This is a genomic window from Streptomyces thermodiastaticus, assembly GCF_014656135.1.
Lineage (GTDB): Bacteria > Actinomycetota > Actinomycetes > Streptomycetales > Streptomycetaceae > Streptomyces > Streptomyces thermodiastaticus.
Genome location: NZ_BNBV01000030.1, coordinates 1 through 19399, shown reverse-complemented (window position 1 = coordinate 19399; position 19399 = coordinate 1). Strand labels below are relative to the sequence as shown.

The window sequence follows — 19399 nt, the reverse complement described above, 5'->3', positions numbered from 1 at the left end:
GGCGGCTTCAAGCGTCCCCAGGCGTCCTCAGGCGGGGACGGGTACCCCGGCGAGGTGCTCGATCGTACGGCGGACGCCGGGCGTCACCAGCACCGCCCAGTCCTGGGGAGCGTGCGCCAGCCAGCCGGCCAGGCGGGCGGCGAACCCGGGGACCTCCTGGCTCAGGGCCACCAGGGAGCGGTCGAATGCGGCGGCGCCGTCCGAGGTGCGGGCCAGCAGCAGGCCGACGCGGTGGACGAGGTCGCGCAGGTCCTCCTCGGCGGTGGAGGCGGCGGCCCGCAGCACCGCGTCGAGGACGGTGGTGACGTCCTGGCCTGCGGGCCGCGCCGACTCCTGCGCCAGGAGAAGGTCGAGGAGTTCCCGGCGCAGCGGTCCCGAGCCGTCCGGGAGGGCGGCATCGGCGACGGCCCGCTCGTCCGGGGCGGGCGTGCCCTGCAGCGGCAGCGGCGCGGCGAGCACGGCGCCCAGCGCGGCCCGCAGCCGGGCAGGGCCGTGTTCGATCAGCCGGCCGGCCAGCGGGAACACCACGGGCCTCGCCGCGGGTCCGTGGCGGAGCCGGCGTGCCACGCACATCGCCACGTCGTCGGCGGTCTCCGGCCGCCGTGCCACCACCTCGCGCAGCACGGCGGCGACCCGGCCGGCGAGGCCGGGCGGGGTGACGTCGGTGAGCGCGCGCAGCACCTCGGCGGTGTCCGGGCCGCGCAGCAGCCGCTCGCCGAAGGCGGCGAGGACGGCCTCCGGGTGGCCGGCCAGGGCCGGGGCCAGGGCGCCGGGCGGCAGCTGCGGGTCGCCGGCCGCGAAGAGTTTCAGCGCCTGCGGCAGGTGGGCGGCGCGGGTGTGCGGGTCGGCCACGAGGAGGGCGAGCGCGCTGCCGTGCAGGGCGGCGTCGGCGGGCCGGGCGAGCACGGCGAGGGCGGCGCGGCGCAGCGGGGCACGGTCGTCCTCGGTGCGGGTGTGCGGGGCGGTGCGCAGGGCGCAGGAGAGGGCCGTGGCCCGCCGCTGCGGGCGTTCGTCCCGGGCCCACCGCTCGACGGCCCGGCAGAGCACGGCCGGTTCCTCCTCGGCGAGCGCGGCCAGCACTTCCCCGGCGCGCGGGTGGCCGCAGCCGGCGAGCAGCTCGGCCAGCTCGTCCTCGGCGCCCGCGCGGTGGGTGTGCAGCAGCGCCTGTGCGGCGGTGGCCACGGTCGCCCGGGGAGTCGCGGGCAGCGGCCGTTCGTCGTCGAACCAGCGGATCAGGTGCGGCTGCACGGCGGCGGGATCGGCGGCGAGGAGCTGTGCGACGGCGTCGAGAAAGCGGGGCCGGGGCTGGAGCGGGTGCGCCCTGCCGTCGTCGCCGTGCCGGGGCAGGCCGGTGCCGGGGGGCGGGGGCGTGTGCGGGTCGTGGTGTGCGCCGGTGGTGCCGCCGGGCGGCGGGCCGTCGGCGACGAGCAGCCGGCGCAGCAGGTCGCAGCGTTCGGCCAGGGGCAGGTGCAGCGCGGTCCAGAAGCCGGGGCCGAAGCCGTGGGGCACGGGCAGGCCGCACTGCTGCCAGACCACGATGCGGTCGGCGAGCAGCCGCAGCACCCGCAGGTACGGCGTCGCGTCCGGCAGCCGCAGCAGGACGCCGGAGAGCAGCCGGGACGCCCACCAGTTGTGCGGGTCGCCGTCCAGGGCGCACATCAGCTCCTCCAGCCGCACGGCGAGCCGGCGCGGGCCGTACCGGCGGGCCGGCTGGAGCAGGGCCTGGACGACGGGGCCGATGCGGTGGTGCGGGACGGACAGAGGCCGGGGCCCCTCCCCCGGGATGTGCCGGCGGTGGACCAGGACGCGCAGCGCTTCGTCCAGGTCGAGGTGGAGGCCCTGGAGCCAGTCGGCGAGGTCCTCGTGGGCGAAGCGGTAGCCGTCGCCGGCGGGCACGAGCAGGCCCTCGGCGAGCACGGCGGACGCCCAGCCGGTGCCGCCGCCCAGGCGGGCGGGGGCCGTGCCCCAGGGGAAGACCTCCTCGAACGTCTCCCGGTCCAGTTCCGCGTGTCCGCGCTCCAGGCTGCGCCGGGCGGCCTCGTGCACCTGTCCGGCGACCTTGGCGGCGAGGCGCCGGACGGCGGTGCCGCGCAGGCCGTTCTGCGCGGCCAGGCGCACCGCGATGCGCAGGCACACCAGGTCCAGGTGGGCGGCGAGGACGTCGGTGTGGTCCAGCTGCCCCCGGCCGGGTGCGCCGGGCAGGGCGGCGCGCACCTCGGCCAGGAGCCGGACGGTGAGCGGATGGCGGGCGTCGGCCTCGGCGAGGGCGCCGTCGGGGACGCCGTAGCGGGCGCGCGCCTCGCGGGCCTCCTCGGCGGTGAGGTCGCCCAGGCGCAGGCAGGGCGGGAGGGGGACGCCGGTGTCGGGCGGCGCAGCGGGCCGGGGGCGCGGGGCGGCGCCTTCGCCGCCGAGGGTGCCGGTGCCGGGAGCGTGCAGGGACTCGGGAGGAAAGAGCGCCCCGGCCTGCTCCCAGTACTCCGGGCGGCAGGCCAGCACGAGCCGTGCCCCGGTGCCGCGCAGCCAGCGCAGGGTGCCCTCGGTCCAGTCGGCGAGCCGGCGGGCCAGGGCAGGTGGCATCTCCTCGGGGCCGTCCACCAGGAGCAGCAGCGGCCGGCCCTGGGCGCGGGCGAGGCGGGCGAGGCGGTCCGCGGTGAGGTCGGTGACCTCGGTCGGCAGCGGTGACCGCGCGGCGGCGACGATTCTGGCCGCCCGGTCCAGGGCGCGTCTCGCCGCGTCGGCGACCGAGGTGTCGGCGCCGTCGAGGTCGGCCCCCCGCAGCCACAGGGTGGGCGCGGGCGCCGCACCGCGTGCACGGCGGGCGGCGAGCGCGGCCAGTTCGCTGGTGCGTCCGGTGCCGGGTGCGCCGACCAGGCCCAGCACGGCGGCGTCGCCCGCGCCGAACGCGTCCAGTGCGGCGGCGATCGCGGGCCGTTCGACCAAGGGGACGGGCCGGGCGGGGTGCGCGGCGGGAGCGTCGAGGGCGTAAGCCGCTCCCCCGCCTTCGCAGGACAGCGCGAACGGCTCGAGCGGCGGAAGGAGGACGGCGTCCTCGCCCGCGCGGTGTGCCAGGGCGCCCGCGGGTCCGTCCTGGGCCACGGAGGTGGCCGTGAGTTCCACGGCGCCCGCCAGGTTGAGGTCGGGGCCGTAGGCGGGGACCGTGGCCGCGTTGCGGGCGAGCAGCTCGGCCAGCGGATCGCCGGCGCCGTGGGCGGCCTCGGTGCGCGGTGTGCGGGGGCGCCCGGGGCCCAGCGGCACCGCGAACCCGGCCTCCCGCCCGCCGGAGCGCAGGGCCGTGCCGAGCACGCCGACGACGGCGCCGGTGGCCGCGTCGAGCACCGGGCCGCCGGCGGCGCCGCCGCCCGGCCTGAGCGCGTCGCGGCCCGCGGTGCCGATGGCCAGTTCCAGGACGCCGTCCACCGTGCGGGGCCCGTCCGGGGCCTCGTACGTGGCGGCGCAGGCGCCCAGGACGCGGGCCTCGCGCCAACCGCCGGCGGCGATGCGGACGTAGGTGCCGGGGCGTACGGCCCCGCGCGCGGTGACCGGCAGCGGGGTGAGGGCGAGGCCCTCGGTGCGGATCAGGGCGAGGCCCAGCTCGGGCAGCGCGGTGACGGCGTCGGCGCTGACCACGCAGGAGCGCTCTTCGGCGCCGGGTGCGTCGAGCAGGAGGCGGTCGAGCCCGGCGACGGCCTCGTGGCTGGTGACGAGGGTGCCGTGGTGGTCGGCGGCGAATCCGGTGCCGCGCGGGCGTCCGGCCAGGTCGCGGATGCGGACCAGCGCGGCGTCCAGCAGGCGGTCCCGGGCCTCGTCCGCGCCCGGCTCCGGGACGGCCGCCGGCAGCGGGCCGCCGCCGGACCGCGTGCCCCGGGGCTCCGCTGCCGTCATGTCGTACCTCCCCGCCGTGCCGTCGTGCACCCCCGGCCACCGACGGTAGGCACCGAGTGATCAGCGGGAAAGCTCGTGCCTCGAACGCGCCCCCTTGCGCTCCCCTGGTTCACTCCGCGCGCCTGCCCGAGCGGGTGAATGGGCGGGCGTGGCTGGATAGATCTTCAGAGGGGGAACCGAGGGGGGACCCGTGGAGCGGCGGCTGTGGAACACCCCGTGACCGCCGCTCCACGGGCAAAGCGCCCGCCGGCCGTCCCCGGTCAGCCGAAGACGGCGAGGCTCTTGGCCTTGCCGCGCTGGGCCTCCACGAGCGCGAGGAAGCGGTCCTCGGGGCCGAAGACCGCGACGGGGCCCCGGCCCGCGTACTCGTCGGGCATCTCCAGCCGCACCCCGTTGGTGAGCAGCCGGGCACGGCGGGCGTCGACGTCCCAGCGGGGGAACGCCGCGGCGGCGGCCTCGGCGACCGGCATGATCTCAAGCTTCTCCTGGAGCCGGTCCAGGCTGCGTGCCGCGTCCAGCCCGTAGGGCCCGACCCGGGTGCGGCGCAGCGCGGTGAGGTGGCCGCCCACGCCGAGGTCGGCGCCCAGGTCGCGGGCGAGGGCGCGGATGTAGGTCCCGGAGGAGCACACCACGGAAACGACCAGGTCGAGCACCGGGGTGCCGTCCTCGGCGACCTCGCCGCGGACGTCGTGGACCTGGAAGGAGGAGACGGTCACCGGGCGGGCCGGGATGTCGAAGTCCTCGCCCTCCCGGGCCCGCTTGTAGGACCGCACACCGTTGATCTTGATGGCGCTGACCTTGGACGGGACCTGCATGATGTCACCGCTCAGCTTGGCGACGGCGGCGTCGATCGCCTCGCGGGTGACGCCGGAGGCGTCGGCGGCGGAGGTGATCTCGCCCTCGGCGTCGTCGGTGACCGTGTTCTGGCCGAGCCGGACGGTGCCGAGGTACTCCTTCTCGGTCAGCGCGAGATGGCCCAGCAGCTTGGTGGCCTTCTCCACGCCGAGGACGAGGACGCCGGTGGCCATCGGGTCGAGGGTGCCGGCGTGGCCGACGCGCCGGGTCCCGGCGATCCCGCGCATCTTGGCCACGACGTCGTGCGAGGTGAAGCCCGCCGGTTTGTCGACGATGACAAGACCGTCGGGCGGAGTGGGCTTGCTGGTCATGCGGTGGTGTCGTCCGTCCCGTCGGCGTCGTCCGCGTCGACCGGCTTGCGGTACGGGTCCGCGCCGCCGGCGTAGGTGGCGCCCGCGGACGCCTCGCGCACCTTCGCGTCGGAGGCGCGCGCCTTGTCGAGGAGGTCCTCGATGGTCCGGGCGGTCTCCGGCAGGGCGTCCGCGACGAAGGTGAGGGTCGGGGTGAACTTCACGCCCGCCGCGCGTCCGACCTCCGAGCGCAGGACGCCCTTGGCGCTCTCCAGGCCGGCCGCGGCCGCCTTGCGTGTCTCGTCGTCGCCGTAGACCGTGTAGAAGACGGTCGCCTCCCGCAGGTCGCCCGTGACCCTGGTGTCCGTGATGGTGACGTGCGAGCCGAGCCGCGGGTCCTTGATCCCGCGCTGCAGCTTCTGGGCCACCACCTCCCGGATGAGGTCCGCCAGCCTTTTCGCCCGCGCGTTGTCGGCCACTGGTCCGTCTCCCGTTCTTTCTTCTTCTGCGTTTCGCTGGTGTGCTCTCGGGTGGGGTGCGGCACCGTCGGGCCGTCCTCACGCGACGCCGTCTAGTCGTCCTCGCCGTGGAAACGGCGCCGGACGGACAGCAGCTCCACCTCCGGGCGGCCGGCGACCAGCCGCTCGCACCGGTCCAGCACGTCGGTCAGGTGCGTCGCGTCGCCCGAGACGGCGGCCAGGCCGATGACGGCCCGGCGGTGGAGGTTCAGGTGATCCACCTCGGCCACGCTGACCGCGAACCTGCGCTGCAGCTCGGCGACGATCGGGCGGACGACGGAGCGCTTCTGCTTCAGCGAGCGGACGTCGCCGAGGAGGAGGTCGAAGGACAGAGTCCCCACGTACATGTGTGTGCCGGATTGCCCGCCGGTACGGGATCGATGGTCCTGCCGTCGGTCGGGCAGGGACATCAAGCACGGTACCGCGATCCCGCCTGCGGCTCGACGGGGTTCTGCCCGCCCGCCGCACGGGCGGGCCTGCCCGGCGCCCGCGGCCCGTGCCCTGCCGCGCACCGGACGGGCCGGTGGGCCGTGCGGCCGCGACACGGCCGACCGGCCGGCGGGAACACGTCCCGCCGGCCGGTCGGTGCCACAGGCGTCAGGCCCGCGGCTTCTCGCGCAGCTCGTACGTCGCGATGATGTCGTCGACCTTGATGTCGTTGAAGTTGCCGAGGTTGATACCGCCCTCGAACCCTTCGCGGATCTCGGTGACGTCGTCCTTGAAGCGACGCAGGCCCTCGATGGTGAGGTTCTCCGCCACGACCTTGCCGTCGCGGATGAGGCGCGCCTTGGCGTTCCTCCTGACCTCGCCGGAGCGGATGATGACACCCGCGATGTTGCCCAGCTTGGACGACTTGAAGATCTCGCGGATCTCCGCCGTGCCCAGCTCGACCTCTTCGTACTCCGGCTTGAGCATGCCCTTCAGGGCCGCCTCGATCTCCTCGATCGCCTGGTAGATGACCGAGTAGTAGCGGACGTCCACGCCCTCGCGCTCCGCCATCTGCTGGGCCCGTCCGGCGGCGCGGACGTTGAAGCCGATGACGATCGCGTCGGAACCCATCGCGAGGTCGATGTCGGACTCCGTGACCGCACCGACGCCGCGGTGCAGGACGCGGATGTCGACCTCCTCGCCGACGTCCAGCTGCAGCAGGGAGGACTCCAGTGCCTCGACGGAACCGGAGGCGTCGCCCTTGATGATCAGGTTCAGCTGCTGGACCTCGCCGGCCTTCAGCACCTTGTCCAGGTCCTCGAGGGAGACGCGGCGCGTGCGCTTGGCGAACGCGGCGTTGCGCTCGCGGGCGGCGCGCTTCTCCGCGATCTGGCGGGCCGTACGGTCCTCCTCGACCACGATGAAGTTGTCGCCCGCGCCCGGGACGTTGGTCAGGCCGAGGACCTGCACCGGCGTCGACGGACCGGCCTCGTAGACGTTGTTGCCGCTGTCGTCGAGCATGGCGCGCACACGGCCGTACGCGTCGCCGACCACCATGGTGTCGCCGACCCGCAGCGTGCCTCGCTGCACCAGGACCGTGGCGACCGCACCGCGGCCGCGGTCCAGGCGGGACTCGATCGCGATGCCCTGGGCGTCCTGCTTCGGGTTGGCCCGCAGGTCCAGCGCGGCGTCCGCGGTGAGGATGACGGCCTCGAGCAGCTGGTCGATGTTCTGGCCCTGCTTGGCGGAGATGTCGACGAACATGGTGTCGCCGCCGTACTCCTCCGCGACCAGGCCGTACTCGGTCAGCTGACCGCGCACCTTGGTCGGGTCCGCGCCCTCGACGTCGATCTTGTTGACCGCGACGACGATCGGCACGTCGGCCGCCTTGGCGTGGTTGAGCGCCTCGACCGTCTGCGGCATCACGCCGTCGTTGGCCGCCACCACGAGGATCGCGATGTCGGTCGACTTCGCACCGCGGGCACGCATGGCGGTGAACGCCTCGTGACCCGGGGTGTCGATGAAGGTGATCGCCCGGTCCTCGCCGTTGACCTCGGTCGTGACCTGGTAGGCACCGATGTGCTGGGTGATGCCGCCGGCCTCGCCCGCGATGACGTTGGTCTTGCGGATCGCGTCGAGCAGGCGGGTCTTGCCGTGGTCGACGTGACCCATGACGGTCACCACCGGCGGGCGGACCACCAGGTCCTCCTCGCTGCCCTGGTCCTCGCCGAACTCGATGTCGAAGGACTCCAGCAGCTCGCGGTCCTCTTCCTCCGGGCTGACGATCTGAACCTTGTAGTTCATCTCCTCGGCCAGGAGCTGCAGCGTCTCGTCGGAGACGGACTGCGTGGCCGTGACCATCTCGCCCAGGTTCATCATGACCGCGACGAGGGAGGCCGGGTTGGCGTTGATCTTCTCCGCGAAGTCGGTGAGCGACGCGCCACGGGAGAGCCGGATGGTCTCGCCGTTGCCGCGCGGCAGCATCACGCCGCCGACGGACGGCGCCTGCATCGCCTCGTACTCCTGACGGCGCTGCCGCTTCGACTTGCGGCCGCGGCGGGCCGGACCGCCGGGACGGCCGAAGGCACCCTGCGTGCCGCCGCGGCCACCGGGACCGCCGGGACGGCCGCCGAAGCCGGGACGGCCACCGCCGCCGCCGAAGCCGCCGCCGGGACGGCCGCCGAAGCCGGGACGGCCACCGCCGCCGCCGGGACGGCCGCCGAAGCCGGGACGGCCACCGCCGCCGCCGGGACGACCGGCACCGGCCGGACCGCGGCCGCCGGGGCCGGGACGCGGACCGGTGGCGGGACGCTGCGGCATCATGCCCGGGTTCGGGCGCGGGCCGGGACGCGGACCGCCCTGCGGGCGCGGCATCGAGCTCGGGGTCGGACGCGGGCCGCCCGGAGCCTGCGGACGCGGACCGCCCTGGCCGCCGGGGGCCTGCGGACGGGGACCGGCGCCGGGCGCGCCGGGACGCGGGGCCTGCGGACGGGGCGCCTGCGGGCGCGCCATGCCGGTGGAGCCGCCGGAAGTGAAGGGGTTGTTGCCCGGGCGCGGGCCGGCCGGACGGGCACCCGGACGCGGGGCCTGGCCGGGACGGGGCGCCTGGCCCTGGCCGGAGGGGCCGGGACGGGCACCGGGCTTCGGGGCACCCGGACGGGCACCGGGACGCGCGGCGGGAGTGGAGGCCGGCGACGGAGCGGTGAACTCCGGGTTGGCCGGCGCGGCCGGGCGCGGACCGGGCTTGGGGCCCGGCGTCGGGCGCGGGCCGGGGGTCGGCGCGGCCGTCGACGGGGACGGTGCCGGGCCGGGCTTGGGGGCGGCCGGCTTCGGGGCAGCCGGACGCGGCGCCGCCGCCTTGGCCGCGGAGGCGCCGGCCGCCTGCGCCGGAGAGGGCGCGGCGGGCTTGGGGGCGGCCTTCCTCGGGGCGCTCGGCTTGGCGGCGCTCTTGCCGCCGCCGTTGCCCTGCTGGAAGGCGTCCGTCAGTTTGCGTACCACGGGCGCCTCGATCGTCGAGGACGCCGATCGGACGAATTCACCGAGTTCCTGGAGCTTGGCCATGACGACCTTGCTCTCGACACCGAACTCCTTGGCGAGTTCGTAGACCCGGACCTTAGCCACTTCGCTCCTTTGAGGTCCGGGTTGAAGCCGGACCGTCGCTAGTTCATGGGCGTACTCATCGCGTACTCATCGAGTGCTCATCGCAATCTCGACCTGCTTTCGACTCGCGAGGTACCTGACCGCACGGGGTTCCGCGCGGAACGTCTTCCTACCGTGCTGCCTGTACGGCAACTGTCGTCCGCTCGACGTACTGGCGCAACGCCTTTGTATCGAGCGCCCCCGGGGCGCGCAGCGCCCGCGTGAACGCCCGCCGGCGTACCGCCTGGTCGAGGCAGACCAGGGCGGGATGCACATAGGCACCCCGGCCGGGCAGCGTACCGCGAGGATCGGGGACGCACGCACCCTCGATCGCCACGATCCGCAGCAGCTCGGTCTTGGCCGCGCGCTCCCGGCACCCTACACAGGTGCGTTCAGGGCATACTCGGGCACGCCTCCGGCCAGACACTCTCAAGTCTACCTCCCCGTACGCCCCTCACCCCTTTGGGGCAGGATTCGAACACTTGCCGTACAGAACTCTGTCGTGATCTCAGCGACCCGCGGTCCGGATCTATTCCCCGGCCGGCGCGGCGGCACCGGCCGGCCGCTACTCCGCGGCCTGCTCGGTGTCCGGGCGGATGTCGATACGCCATCCGGTGAGCCGGGCCGCGAGCCGCGCGTTCTGGCCCTCCTTGCCGATCGCCAGCGACAGCTGGTAGTCGGGCACGGTCACCCGCGCGGACCGGGTCGCCATGTCCACGATGTCGACCTTGGAGACGCGGGCCGGGGACAGCGCGTTCGCCACCAGCTCGGCCGGGTCGTCCGACCAGTCCACGATGTCGATCTTCTCGCCGTTCAGCTCGGCCATCACATTGCGCACCCGGCCGCCCATGGGGCCGATGCACGCGCCCTTGGCGTTCAGGCCCGGTCGGTTGGAGCGCACCGCGATCTTGGTGCGGTGGCCGGCCTCGCGGGCGATCGCGGCGATCTCGACCGACCCGTCGGCGATCTCCGGCACCTCCAGGGCGAACAGCTTCTTCACCAGGTTCGGGTGGGTGCGCGAGAGCGTGACGGACGGGCCGCGCACGCCCTTGGCCACCCGGACGACATAGGACCGCAGGCGCATGCCGTGCGGGTAGCTCTCCCCGGGGACCTGCTCCTGCACCGGCAGGATGGCCTCCAGCTTGCCGATGTCCACCAGCACGTTCTTCGGGTCGCGGCCCTGCTGCACCACACCGGTGACGATGTCGCCCTCGCGCCCGGCGTACTCGCCGAGCGTGGCGTCGTCCTCCGCGTCGCGCAGCCGCTGCAGGATGACCTGCTTGGCGGTGGTGGCGGCGATCCGGCCGAAGCCCGACGGGGTGTCGTCGAACTCGCGGGGCTCCTGCCCCTCCGGAACGTCCTCCGGGTCCTCCTTCGCCCACACGGTCACGTGCCCGGTCTCCCGGTTCAGCTCCACGCGCGCGTGGCGGCGGCTTCCCTCGGTGCGGTGGTAGGCGATGAGGAGGGCCGACTCGATCGCCTCGACGAGCAGGTCGAAGGAGATCTCCTTCTCCCTGACCAGGCCCCGCAGGGCGCTCATGTCGATGTCCACGGCTACGCCTCCTCCTCCTGCTTCATGTTCTTGGTGTCCTTGCGATTGAACTCGACCTGCACCCGCGCCCTGGCCACGTCCTGGAAACCGAGTCTGCGGGTGGTGGCCTTGCGGCCCTTGACGCCGGGCACCTCGAGGTCGAGGCCCTCGTCGTCGACCTGAAGGATCCTGGCCACCAGTTCGCCGCCGTCCGCCAGCTGGAACTTCACCAGCCGGCCCGTGGCGCGCACGTAGTGCCGGGGTTCGGTGAGGAGGCGTTCCGCGCCCGGGGTGCCGACCTCGAGGGTGTACTGGCCCTCGCCCATCGCGTCCGTCTCGTCGAGCTTCGCCGAGAGGGCACGGCTCACCTCGGCGATCCGGTCCAGATCGGCTCCGGTGTCGGAGTCGACGACGACGCGCAGCACACGCCTGCGGCCGACGGAGTCGACGGCGATCTCCTCGAGATCCAGCCCCTGGGATGCGACGAGCGGTTCCAGCAGTTCCCGCAGCCTTTCGCTCTGGGTGGTGCTCATCCGGGTGACTCCTCGGCCGCGTGTGCTGTTGTGGGATGGTCGCGTGTCAGGTCAAAGGGTATCCGGTCCCGGAGGGTGTTGCCGTCCACCTGCCTGGCCCGGTGCCGCTGAGTCGTGCCCGGCTGCGGCGCGGGTACGGTGATCATCGGTCAGGGCCCGTCCGTCGTGCCCTGACCAGTGAGTGGAAGAGTTCCGTCACCGCACCCCGAGGACGTCTGCCGTGCCGTTCCCCCCATCTTCGCGGCCCCTGGGGCCGCGCCGCAGGACCCTGCTCGCCACGGCCGCGGGTGCGGCCCTGCTCGCCGGCTGTTCCGCGGACGGCGACGGCTCGAGCCCGGCGTCGGCCGCCGCCGAGCGGGTGCGCAAGCAGGCGGCGCGGGACAGCCGGGACCTGGCACGGCGGTACGACGCGGTGCTCGCCGCCCATCCGGCGCTGGCCGGGCGGCTGCGGCCGCTGCGGGCGGAGGTGGAGCGGCACGCGGCCGCGTTCGGCGGCGAGGCCGCGCCGGAGGCGTCGTCGCCGTCCGCGGCGGTGACGGCGGCCGCCGCGGCGCACGGCTCCCCCGGCCCGGCCGGCTCCCCGTCGCCCGCGGTCCCGGCCGCCGAGAAGGACGCCCTCGCCGCGCTCGCCGCCGCCGAACGCTCCCTGGCCGACCGGCGGACGGCCGCGCTGGCGCAGGTGCCGGGCGAGCTGGCGCGGCTGCTGGCGTCGGTGGCGGCGGCCGGGGCGGCACACGCGTATCTGCTGACGAAGGGGCGAGGGTGAACGAGGCGGACGAGCAGCGGCTGCAGGCGCTGCAGGCGGCACTGGCCGCCGAGCACGCGGCCGTGTACGGCTACGGCGTGGTGGGCGGCCGGATCGGCTCGACGCGGCGGCAGGACGCCCGGGCGGCCTGGGACGCGCACCGGGCGAGCCGGGACGCGCTGACGCGTCAGGTGCGGGAGCTGGGCGGCACGCCCGTGGCGGCGGCCGCCGGGTACGCGCTGCCGTTCCCGGTGCCGGACGCGGCCGCGGCGGTGCGGTTCGCGGCGCAGCTGGAGGACCGGGTGGCCGGGGTCTACGCCGATCTGGTGCGGGCCAGCTCGGGGGCGGCGCGGCGCGAGGCGGCCGGGGCGCTGCGCGAGGCGGCGGTCCGGGCGGTGCGCTGGCGTGGGGAGAGCGTAGCCTTCCCTGGTCTCGCCGAACGGGCGGATGCCGCCGCGCCCTCCGCGACGCCGCCGGTGTGACGCGCGGCGGTCCGTTACCGCGCGGCGTGCGCCCCGCGGCGGCCGGGGCGCCGGCGGCTTCCGCAGCGCTCCCCGGGCGTGTCCCGAACGTCGCGCCGTCCGCCGGAAGGGCGGGCCGATGGGCGTCCGGTGCGGCAAGAGGGCGTGCGGGCGGCGGACGGGACTTCCGGAGGCGTCCCCGCCCCGTGGCACCGGCCGGGCACGCCCGCGTGCCCCTTCGTCGACTCGTCCAGGAAGGAACGACTCGCGCATGGCTTTCACACCTCCGCAGCGTCTGGTGCGGGCACTCGCCGAGACGGCGCCGGACGGCGACGACTGGCTGGAACGGCTGCCCGAGCTGGCGCGGCAGGCCGTCGCCCGGGCCGGGCTGACCGTGGAGCGGGTGCAGGTGCCCGGCGGGCGCAGCAGCCTGGTGCTGCTGGTGCGGACGGCCGAGGGGGTGCCGGCGGCGCTGAAGCTGGCGCCGGAGCGGACGCGCCCGGCGAGCGAGCGGGCCGCGCTGGCGCACTGGGGCGGGCGCGGTGCCGTCCAGCTGCTGGAGGCCGGCCCGGGCGAGGGCGCGCTGCTGCTGGAGCGGCTCCATCCGGATGTGTCGGTGCGGTCGCTGCCGGAGGCGAAGGCGCTGCTGGAGGCGGCGGGCACGCTGCGCAGGCTGTGGGTGGCGCCGCCCGAAGAACACGGCTTCGAGACGGTCGAGGAGCGCACCGCCCGGCAGGCGCGGGCGATGCGGGCCGGCGCGGACGCGGATGCCGAGCTTGTTTCGCTGGTGGACGCCGCGCTCGCGGCCCGCGAGGAGCTGCTGGCCGCTCCGCCCGAACAGGTGCTGCTGCACGGCACGTTCCGGCAGAGCAAGGTGCTCGCCGGGGACCGGATGCCGTGGCTGGCCGTGGGCCCCGACCCGGTGGTCGGGGAGATGGCCTTCGATCTGGCGCGGCTGGTCCGGGACCGGGTGGAGGACCTGATCGCCTCGCCGTCCGGCGCGGCCATCACCCGCCGCCGCATCAAACGGCTGGCGGAGTCCCTGGAGGTCGACCAGGAGCGGCTGCGCGGCTGGACGCTGTTCCGCGCCGTGGAGTCGGGGGTGCGGGCCCGCCGTGTCGGGCGGGTGAAGGACTCCGAGCTGCTGCTGGAGTTCGCCGGCTGGCTGTGAGCGAGGGCGGGCCGGGAAACGTGCCCGCCCCCGCCGTTCCGGCCGGCGGCAGCGGTCGTGCCGCCGGCCGGTCGGTGTGTCAGGCCGTGAGGCGGGCGAGGGCCTCCTCGACCGTCACTTCCTCGCGCTCGCCGGTCCTGCGGTCCTTCAGCTCCACGACGCCCTCGGCGGCACGGCGGCCGGCGACCAGGATCGTGGGCACGCCGATGAGTTCGGCGTCGGTGAACTTCACGCCCGGGGACACCCCGGCCCGGTCGTCGACCAGGACGCGGACGCCGGCGGCGGCCAGCTTCCCGGAGACGTCGAGGGCCAGCTCGGTCTGCGGCGCCTTGCCCGCGGCGACGACGTGGACGTCGGCCGGGGCGACCTCGCGGGGCCAGACCAGGCCGTGCTCGTCGGCGTGCTGCTCGGCGAGGGCGGCGACGGCACGGGAGACACCGATGCCGTAGGAGCCCATGGTGACGCGGACCGGCTTGCCGTTCTGGCCGAGGACGTCCAGCTTGAGGGCGTCGGTGTACTTGCGGCCCAGCTGGAAGATGTGGCCGATCTCGATGGCGCGCTCCAGCTTCAGGCCGGCGCCGCACTTCGGGCAGGGGTCGCCGTCCTGGATCACCACGACGTCGACGTAGGCGTCGACCTCGAAGTCGCGGCCGGCGACGACGTTCCTGGCGTGCGTGTGCTCCTTGTTGGCGCCGGTGATCCACGCGGTGCCGGGGGCGACGCGCGGGTCGGCGATGTACGTGACCTTGTCCAGGCCCTGCGGGCCGACGTAGCCGCGCACCAGGTCGGGACGGGCCGCGAAGTCCTCCTCGGTGACCATCTCGACGACGGCCGGGGCGAAGTGCGCCTCGACCTTGTCCATGTCGACCTCGCGGTCGCCGGGCACACCCACGGCGACGATCTCGCCGTCCACCTTGACCAGCAGGTTCTTCAGGGTGGCGGAGGCGGGCACGCCGAGGGAGGCGGCGAGGGTCTCGATGGTGGGGGTGTCCGGGGTGGGGATCTCCTCCAGGGCGGGCGCGCCGGCGGCGTCGGCGGGCTTGACCTCGTAGGTGATCGCCTCGGTGTTGGCGGCGAAGTCGCACTGCGGGCAGTCGGCGAAGACGTCCTCGCCGGCCTCGGCCGGGGCGAGGAACTCCTCGGACTTCGAGCCGCCCATGGCGCCGGCGGTGGCCGCGCAGATGCGGTAGTCCAGGCCGAGGCGTTCGAAGATGCGCTGGTAGGCCTGGCGGTGCAGGGCGTAGGACTCGGCGAGGCCCTCGTCGGAGAGGTCGAAGGAGTAGGAGTCCTTCATCAGGAACTCGCGGCCGCGCAGGATGCCGGCGCGCGGCCGGGCCTCGTCACGGAACTTGGTCTGGATCTGGTAGAGGATGACCGGCAGGTCCTTGTAGGAGGACGCCTGGTCCTTCACCAGCAGCGTGAAGATCTCCTCGTGGGTGGGGCCGAGGAGATAGTCGCCGCCCTTGCGGTCCTTGACGCGGAACAGCTCGCCGCCGTACTCGTCCCAGCGGCCGGTCGCGTCGTAGGGCTCGCGCGGCAGCAGCGCGGGGAGCAGCACCTCCTGGGCGCCGATCGCGTCCATCTCCTCGCGCACGATGCGTTCGACGTTCGCGAGGACCCTCTTGCCCAGCGGCAGCCAGCTCCAGATGCCCGCGGCGGTGCGGCGGACGTAACCGGCGCGGACCAGCAGCTTGTGGCTGAGGACCTCGGCGTCCGCCGGGTCGTCGCGCAACGTCTTGGCCATCAACTGGGACATGCGCTGGACCGGTGCGTTCGCCATGGTTCTCGTACTCCTGCCACGTTTCGGTGATGGCAGTGAGGTTAGCCGGGCGGGCTGGGCCGGTGGAAATCGATTCCGTCGCGGGTGCCGCGGCGGCGGCGCAGCGGCAGCGGGGCGCCCATGACGGCGTAGGGCACCGGGGCGCTGGGGAAGAGCACCTGCCGGGCCAGGTCGACGTAGCCCAGGGAGCGGTACAGGGCGCGGGCGGGGCTGTCGGTGTCGATCGCGGAGAGGATGGAGCGGGGCTCGGCGGCGCCGTCGGTGATGGTGGTGATCAGGGCGCGTCCGATGCCGCGGTTCTGGTGGCTCGGGTGCACATGCAGCTCGGTGATCACGAAGGAGTCGTCGAGCCAGTGGTCGAGGCCGCGGGCGCGCAGGTAGGGCTCGACGACCGTGGACCACCAGTGGCGGCGGTCGTTGGGCATGCCGTAGACGAAGCCGACGAGGCCCCCGTCGGGGGCGGTGGCGCCGAGGGCGCGGGCGCCCGGGCAGGTCAGGTGACGCAGCACGATCTGGCGGCGTACGGCGACCTCCTCGGGGCCGAGGCCGAAGGCGACGGCCTGGACGGCGAGCGCCTCGTCGACGCGGGCCGCGAGGTCGAGCGGACCGATCACGATGTCGTCGGGGCGGCGGGTGCCGTGCCCGGGAATGAGCGCCATGCCGGGGAGAGTACCCGCCGCACACCGTTCTGAGAGCGCACGGCCCCTGCGCACAGCCCGCGCACGGCCTTCTTAGGCCGGTGAACGCCGGTCGGGCGGGGCTGGAGTCCTCGGCGTCAAGGCCCAGGACCAGCTGCGCTCGGTCCAAAGGCTCGCTGCCGTCCGAGCCCACGGGCACGGCCACCGTCCCCGGCCGTCTGCTGGTGCTGTCCACGCGCACCCGGTCCGACGCGTAGCCGGTCGCCTCCGGTTCAGAACAGCACGCTGGTGAACGCCCCGACCTCCTCGAAGCCCACGCGGCGGTAGGTGCGCCGGGCCGGGGTGTTGTAGTCGTTGACGTACAGGCTGGCCACGGGGGCGACGTCGGCGAGCGCGTACCGCAGCACCGCGGCCATGGCGGGTGCGGCCAGGCCCCGGCCCCGGTACTCCGGGGCGACCCAGACACCCTGGATCTGGCAGGCCCGCGAGGTCGCCGCGCCGATCTCCGCCTTGAACATGACCTTGCCGTGCTCGTCGAGGCGGGCGAAGGAGCGGCCGGAGCCGACGAGTTCGGCGACCCGGGCCTGGTAGAGCAGGCCGCCGTCGCCGGCCAGCGGGGAGACGCCGACCTCCTCGGTGAACATCGCCACACAGGCCGGCATGATCGTTTCCATTTCGTCCTTGCGGACACGGCGCACGTACGGGTCGGGGGCTATGTCGTCGGGCATGCGGTCGGTGACCATGAGCGGCTGGCGGGCGCGTACCTCGCGGGCGGGCCCCCAGTGCGGTTCGAGCAGCCGCCACAGCTGGGTGGTGGGCTCGCTGGGGCCGACGATCGAGGAGCAGCGGCGGCCGGCCCGCCGGGCGCGCTCGGCGAAGGCCCGCACCGCGCGCGGGGTGGCGCAGATGGGTACGAGGTTGGCGCCCGCGTAGCACAGCGAGGTGAGGATGCCGTCCTCGTACCAGCCCCACATCTCGCCGCCGAGCCGCCACGGGTCGAGGCCGGCCACCTGCACGCGGGAGGCCACGAAGGCGTTCGCGACCGGCTCGCGGTCGAGGACGGCGAGCGCGGCGTCCAGGTCGCTCGGGCCGAGCACCCGCGAGGTGGTCTGGGTCAACACGGAACGGGACCTCACGCTGGGGTTTCGCTGATCCCCGCACTGTACCCGCCGGACGCGGGCGGTGCCGCCCCCGGGTGGGGGCCGTCCGGCCGGGTGCCGTCACGGCCCGGGTCCCACGGCGGCGGGCGGCTTTGCCATGGAATGGGTACCCGCATGCCGACCGGGTTCGGGAAAGCGGTGATGAGGGTGGCGCCGTACCGCGGGCGTGGCGGGCGCGACGAGGGGCCGGGAGAGGTGACCGGCCCCGATCCCGCACTGGGCGCGGACTTCCCCCGGGCGGTTCTGCACCATCTGGGCACGGGTGTGCTCGCCATGGACGCCTCGGGCCGTATCACGTACGCCAACCCGTGGGCGGAGCGGCTGCTGGGCCGGCCGGCGGCCGGGATGACCGGGCAGGACGCGCACGATCTGCTGCACCGCCGGGCCGACGGGGGCCGGGTGCCGCGCGAGCGGTGTGTGCTGCGGACCCCGCTGCGCACCAGTGTCTTCGCCGAGCAGGGCAGCCAGGAGTTCTTCGAGCGGGCCGACGGCACCGTCATGCCCATCATCTGGTCGACCACTCCCCTGCTGCGGGCGGGCCGTCAGACCGGGATGGTCCTCGTCTTCGACGACTTCAGCCTGTACCGCGCCGCCGAGCAGCGGATGGCCGCGCACACCGCCGCGCTGGAGCAGCTGACCGGCCGACTGAACCTGCTGGCGGACGTCTCGTCGGTGCTGATGAGCGCGGTCGACGCCGTGGACCGGATGCGCCGGCTGCTGCGGCTGCTGGTGCCTGCGCTGGGCGACTGGGCGGCGGTGGCGCTGTGTGCGGAGCCGGCCGGGACGCTGGAGCAGATCGCGGTGCACTGTCCCGCGCATCCGCACCGGGCCCATCAGCTGGAGGGTCCGCTGCCCCTGCCGCCCCGGTCCGCTGCCGCGGTGATGCGTCTGATGAGCGCGGAGGAACCCGTGTTGCTGACCGCGGAGGACACACGGGACCCGTCGGCACCGCTCGCCCCGGTCACGGGCCGGCTGCTCGACCGGCTCGGCGGCCACTCGGCCGTGGTGACGCCGCTGCCCGCGCGCCGCAAGCACTACGGGATGCTGACGGTGGGCCGCACCGGGGACCCGCCCGCCCCCACCGACGCCGAGGTGCGGCTGCTGTCCGACATCGGCCGGCGGGTGGGCCTGGTGCTGGACAACGCCCGGCTCTACCGCGAGCAGCGCAACGTCGCCGAGACCCTGCAGCGCCAGTTGCTCTCCCCGCTGCCGCAGGTGAACCACATCCGCATGGCCGCCCGGTATCTGCCCGCGCAGAGCGCCATGCAGGTCGGCGGTGACTGGTACGACGCCTTCCTGCTCCGGGACGGTGTGGTGGCCGTGGTGATCGGGGACGTGGTCGGGCACGACCTGAAGGCGGCCGCGCACATGGCGGAGGTGCGCAACATGCTGCGCGCCCTGGCGTGGGACCACCAGAAACCGCCGAGTGTGATCATGTCCCGGCTGGACGAGGCGGTGACGTACACCAGCGATGCGCCGATGGCCACGCTGGTCTTCGCCCGGATCGAGGGTCCGGAGGGCGGACCGTGGCGGCTGAACTGGGTCAACGCCGGGCATCCGCCGCCGCTGCTGGTCACCCGGGAGGGACACACCCGGTTCCTGACCGGCGGGCACGGCCCGCTCATCGGCATGAGTGCCGCCCTGCATCTGGGGCTCAGCTGGCCGGACGCGGACGAGCCGCTGCCGCCGGAGTGCACGCTGGTGTTCTACACCGACGGCCTGGTGGAGAGCCGGGGCCGCCCCATCGACGCGGGGATGGCCAAGCTGCGCCACAACGTGGCAGTGCTGGCCCGGCGGCTGCGGGACGCCACCGTGGACGACTTCTGCGACCAGCTGCTGCAGCGGGTGCGTCCGAGCGAGGACGACGCGGCTCTGCTCGCGCTGCGGCTGCCGGCGCGCGGTGCGGGGACGCCGGGGGATCCGCATCCCGAGCCGCCGCCGCAGGCGCCGTGCAGTCCGGCCGCGCCGGACCGAGCGGCACCCGGTTCCGCCCAGGAAGACGCTCTTGTGACAGATCCGACGCGCGCGCCGCGGCCTCGGTGACCCTGATGTGTCCTCCGGCACGCACACCCGTGCTCGTCCCCGCGCACGCCCGGCCTGTCACGGCTCACGGCGGCGCGGGGTGCGGCGGGCTCAGCCCGCGACCGAGACCTCCGGCTCGCCGGACGGCACGCCGTCGGCCTCCATCTGCGCGGCGAGCTTCATGGCCTCCTCGATCAGGGTCTCCACGATCTTCGACTCCGGCACGGTCTTGATGACCTCGCCCTT

At 74.8% G+C, this 19399-nt stretch carries 15 protein-coding genes and 1 pseudogene; 4 read left to right on the top strand and 12 right to left on the bottom strand.

Annotation, left to right across the window (positions count from 1 at the left end; translation table 11 throughout):
• Positions 1–27 precede the first annotated feature (27 nt).
• From IE286_RS22635 to rimP, 8 genes are all read right to left on the bottom strand, one after another.
• Positions 28–3882 (bottom strand): trypsin-like peptidase domain-containing protein, encoded by a 3855-nt coding sequence (locus IE286_RS22635; RefSeq protein ID WP_229863371.1) that lies wholly within the window; start codon positions 3880–3882, stop codon positions 28–30.
• Positions 3883–4142: 260 nt separating this feature from the next.
• On the bottom strand, positions 4143–5048 hold the full coding sequence (truB, locus tag IE286_RS22630; protein ID WP_189798612.1) for a tRNA pseudouridine(55) synthase TruB: 906 nt from the start codon (positions 5046–5048) through the stop codon (positions 4143–4145).
• A complete protein-coding gene (gene rbfA / locus IE286_RS22625; RefSeq protein WP_189798611.1) occupies positions 5045–5506 on the bottom strand; it encodes a 30S ribosome-binding factor RbfA in 462 nt (153 codons plus the stop codon). Before rbfA ends, truB begins: the two co-directional genes overlap by 4 nt.
• 92 nt (positions 5507–5598) lie before the next feature.
• Positions 5599–5892 (bottom strand): DUF503 domain-containing protein, encoded by a 294-nt coding sequence (locus IE286_RS22620; protein WP_189798610.1) that lies wholly within the window; start codon positions 5890–5892, stop codon positions 5599–5601.
• Positions 5893–6142: 250 nt separating this feature from the next.
• Complete coding sequence (gene infB, locus IE286_RS22615) at positions 6143–9094, bottom strand: translation initiation factor IF-2 (protein WP_189798609.1); 2952 nt, start codon at positions 9092–9094, stop codon at positions 6143–6145.
• A gap of 148 nt (positions 9095–9242) precedes the next feature.
• Entirely contained in the window at positions 9243–9539 is a 297-nt protein-coding gene (locus IE286_RS22610) for a YlxR family protein (RefSeq protein ID WP_189798642.1), read from the bottom strand.
• Between the two features lie 138 nt (positions 9540–9677).
• Entirely contained in the window at positions 9678–10664 is a 987-nt protein-coding gene (gene nusA, locus IE286_RS22605; RefSeq protein ID WP_189798608.1) for a transcription termination factor NusA, read from the bottom strand.
• 2 nt (positions 10665–10666) lie between these two features.
• Complete coding sequence (gene rimP / locus IE286_RS22600; protein ID WP_189798607.1) at positions 10667–11176, bottom strand: ribosome maturation factor RimP; 510 nt, start codon at positions 11174–11176, stop codon at positions 10667–10669.
• A gap of 220 nt (positions 11177–11396) precedes the next feature.
• Between rimP and IE286_RS22595 the strand changes: the two genes are divergently transcribed.
• The 3 genes from IE286_RS22595 (at position 11397) to IE286_RS22585 (ending at position 13553) form a co-directional block, all read left to right on the top strand.
• Complete coding sequence (locus tag IE286_RS22595) at positions 11397–11942, top strand: hypothetical protein (protein ID WP_189798606.1); 546 nt, start codon at positions 11397–11399, stop codon at positions 11940–11942.
• Positions 11939–12403, top strand: coding sequence for a ferritin-like domain-containing protein (locus tag IE286_RS22590; protein WP_189798605.1), 465 nt, complete (start codon positions 11939–11941; stop codon positions 12401–12403). Before IE286_RS22595 ends, IE286_RS22590 begins: the two co-directional genes overlap by 4 nt.
• Before the next feature lie 250 nt (positions 12404–12653).
• Positions 12654–13553 carry an aminoglycoside phosphotransferase family protein gene (locus IE286_RS22585; RefSeq protein WP_189798604.1) on the top strand — a complete coding sequence of 300 codons (900 nt, stop codon included), beginning with the start codon at positions 12654–12656 and terminating at the stop codon, positions 13551–13553.
• A gap of 79 nt (positions 13554–13632) precedes the next feature.
• On the opposite strand, the gene IE286_RS22580 is transcribed toward IE286_RS22585, so the two are convergent.
• From IE286_RS22580 to IE286_RS22570, 3 genes are all read right to left on the bottom strand, one after another.
• On the bottom strand, positions 13633–15333 hold the full coding sequence (locus IE286_RS22580) for a proline--tRNA ligase (RefSeq protein WP_189798603.1): 1701 nt from the start codon (positions 15331–15333) through the stop codon (positions 13633–13635).
• A gap of 41 nt (positions 15334–15374) precedes the next feature.
• Entirely contained in the window at positions 15375–15992 is a 618-nt protein-coding gene (locus IE286_RS22575) for a GNAT family N-acetyltransferase (protein WP_189798602.1), read from the bottom strand.
• A gap of 251 nt (positions 15993–16243) precedes the next feature.
• Positions 16244–17092 carry a GNAT family N-acetyltransferase gene (locus IE286_RS22570; RefSeq protein WP_189798601.1) on the bottom strand — a complete coding sequence of 283 codons (849 nt, stop codon included), beginning with the start codon at positions 17090–17092 and terminating at the stop codon, positions 16244–16246.
• A gap of 180 nt (positions 17093–17272) precedes the next feature.
• On the opposite strand from IE286_RS22570, the gene IE286_RS22565 reads away from it, so the two are divergent.
• Positions 17273–19174 (top strand): SpoIIE family protein phosphatase, encoded by a 1902-nt coding sequence (locus IE286_RS22565; RefSeq protein WP_189798600.1) that lies wholly within the window; start codon positions 17273–17275, stop codon positions 19172–19174.
• A gap of 90 nt (positions 19175–19264) precedes the next feature.
• Here the strand turns inward: IE286_RS22565 and IE286_RS22560 are convergent.
• Positions 19265–19399 (bottom strand): annotated as a pseudogene (locus IE286_RS22560) (flavodoxin-dependent (E)-4-hydroxy-3-methylbut-2-enyl-diphosphate synthase); the annotation flags it as partial.

What these genes read in the sequence shown, in the direction of transcription:
- IE286_RS22635 (WP_229863371.1), bottom strand. Translation starts at nt 3,882, where the DNA reads ATGACGGCAGCGGAGCCCCGGGGCACGCGGTCCGGCGGCGGCCCGCTG.
- truB (WP_189798612.1), bottom strand. Translation starts at nt 5,048, where the DNA reads ATGACCAGCAAGCCCACTCCGCCCGACGGTCTTGTCATCGTCGACAAA.
- IE286_RS22620 (WP_189798610.1), bottom strand. Translation starts at nt 5,892, where the DNA reads ATGTACGTGGGGACTCTGTCCTTCGACCTCCTCCTCGGCGACGTCCGC.
- rimP (WP_189798607.1), bottom strand. Translation starts at nt 11,176, where the DNA reads ATGAGCACCACCCAGAGCGAAAGGCTGCGGGAACTGCTGGAACCGCTC.
- IE286_RS22585 (WP_189798604.1), top strand. Translation starts at nt 12,654, where the DNA reads ATGGCTTTCACACCTCCGCAGCGTCTGGTGCGGGCACTCGCCGAGACG.
- IE286_RS22580 (WP_189798603.1), bottom strand. Translation starts at nt 15,333, where the DNA reads ATGGCGAACGCACCGGTCCAGCGCATGTCCCAGTTGATGGCCAAGACG.
- IE286_RS22575 (WP_189798602.1), bottom strand. Translation starts at nt 15,992, where the DNA reads ATGGCGCTCATTCCCGGGCACGGCACCCGCCGCCCCGACGACATCGTG.
- IE286_RS22565 (WP_189798600.1), top strand. Translation starts at nt 17,273, where the DNA reads ATGAGGGTGGCGCCGTACCGCGGGCGTGGCGGGCGCGACGAGGGGCCG.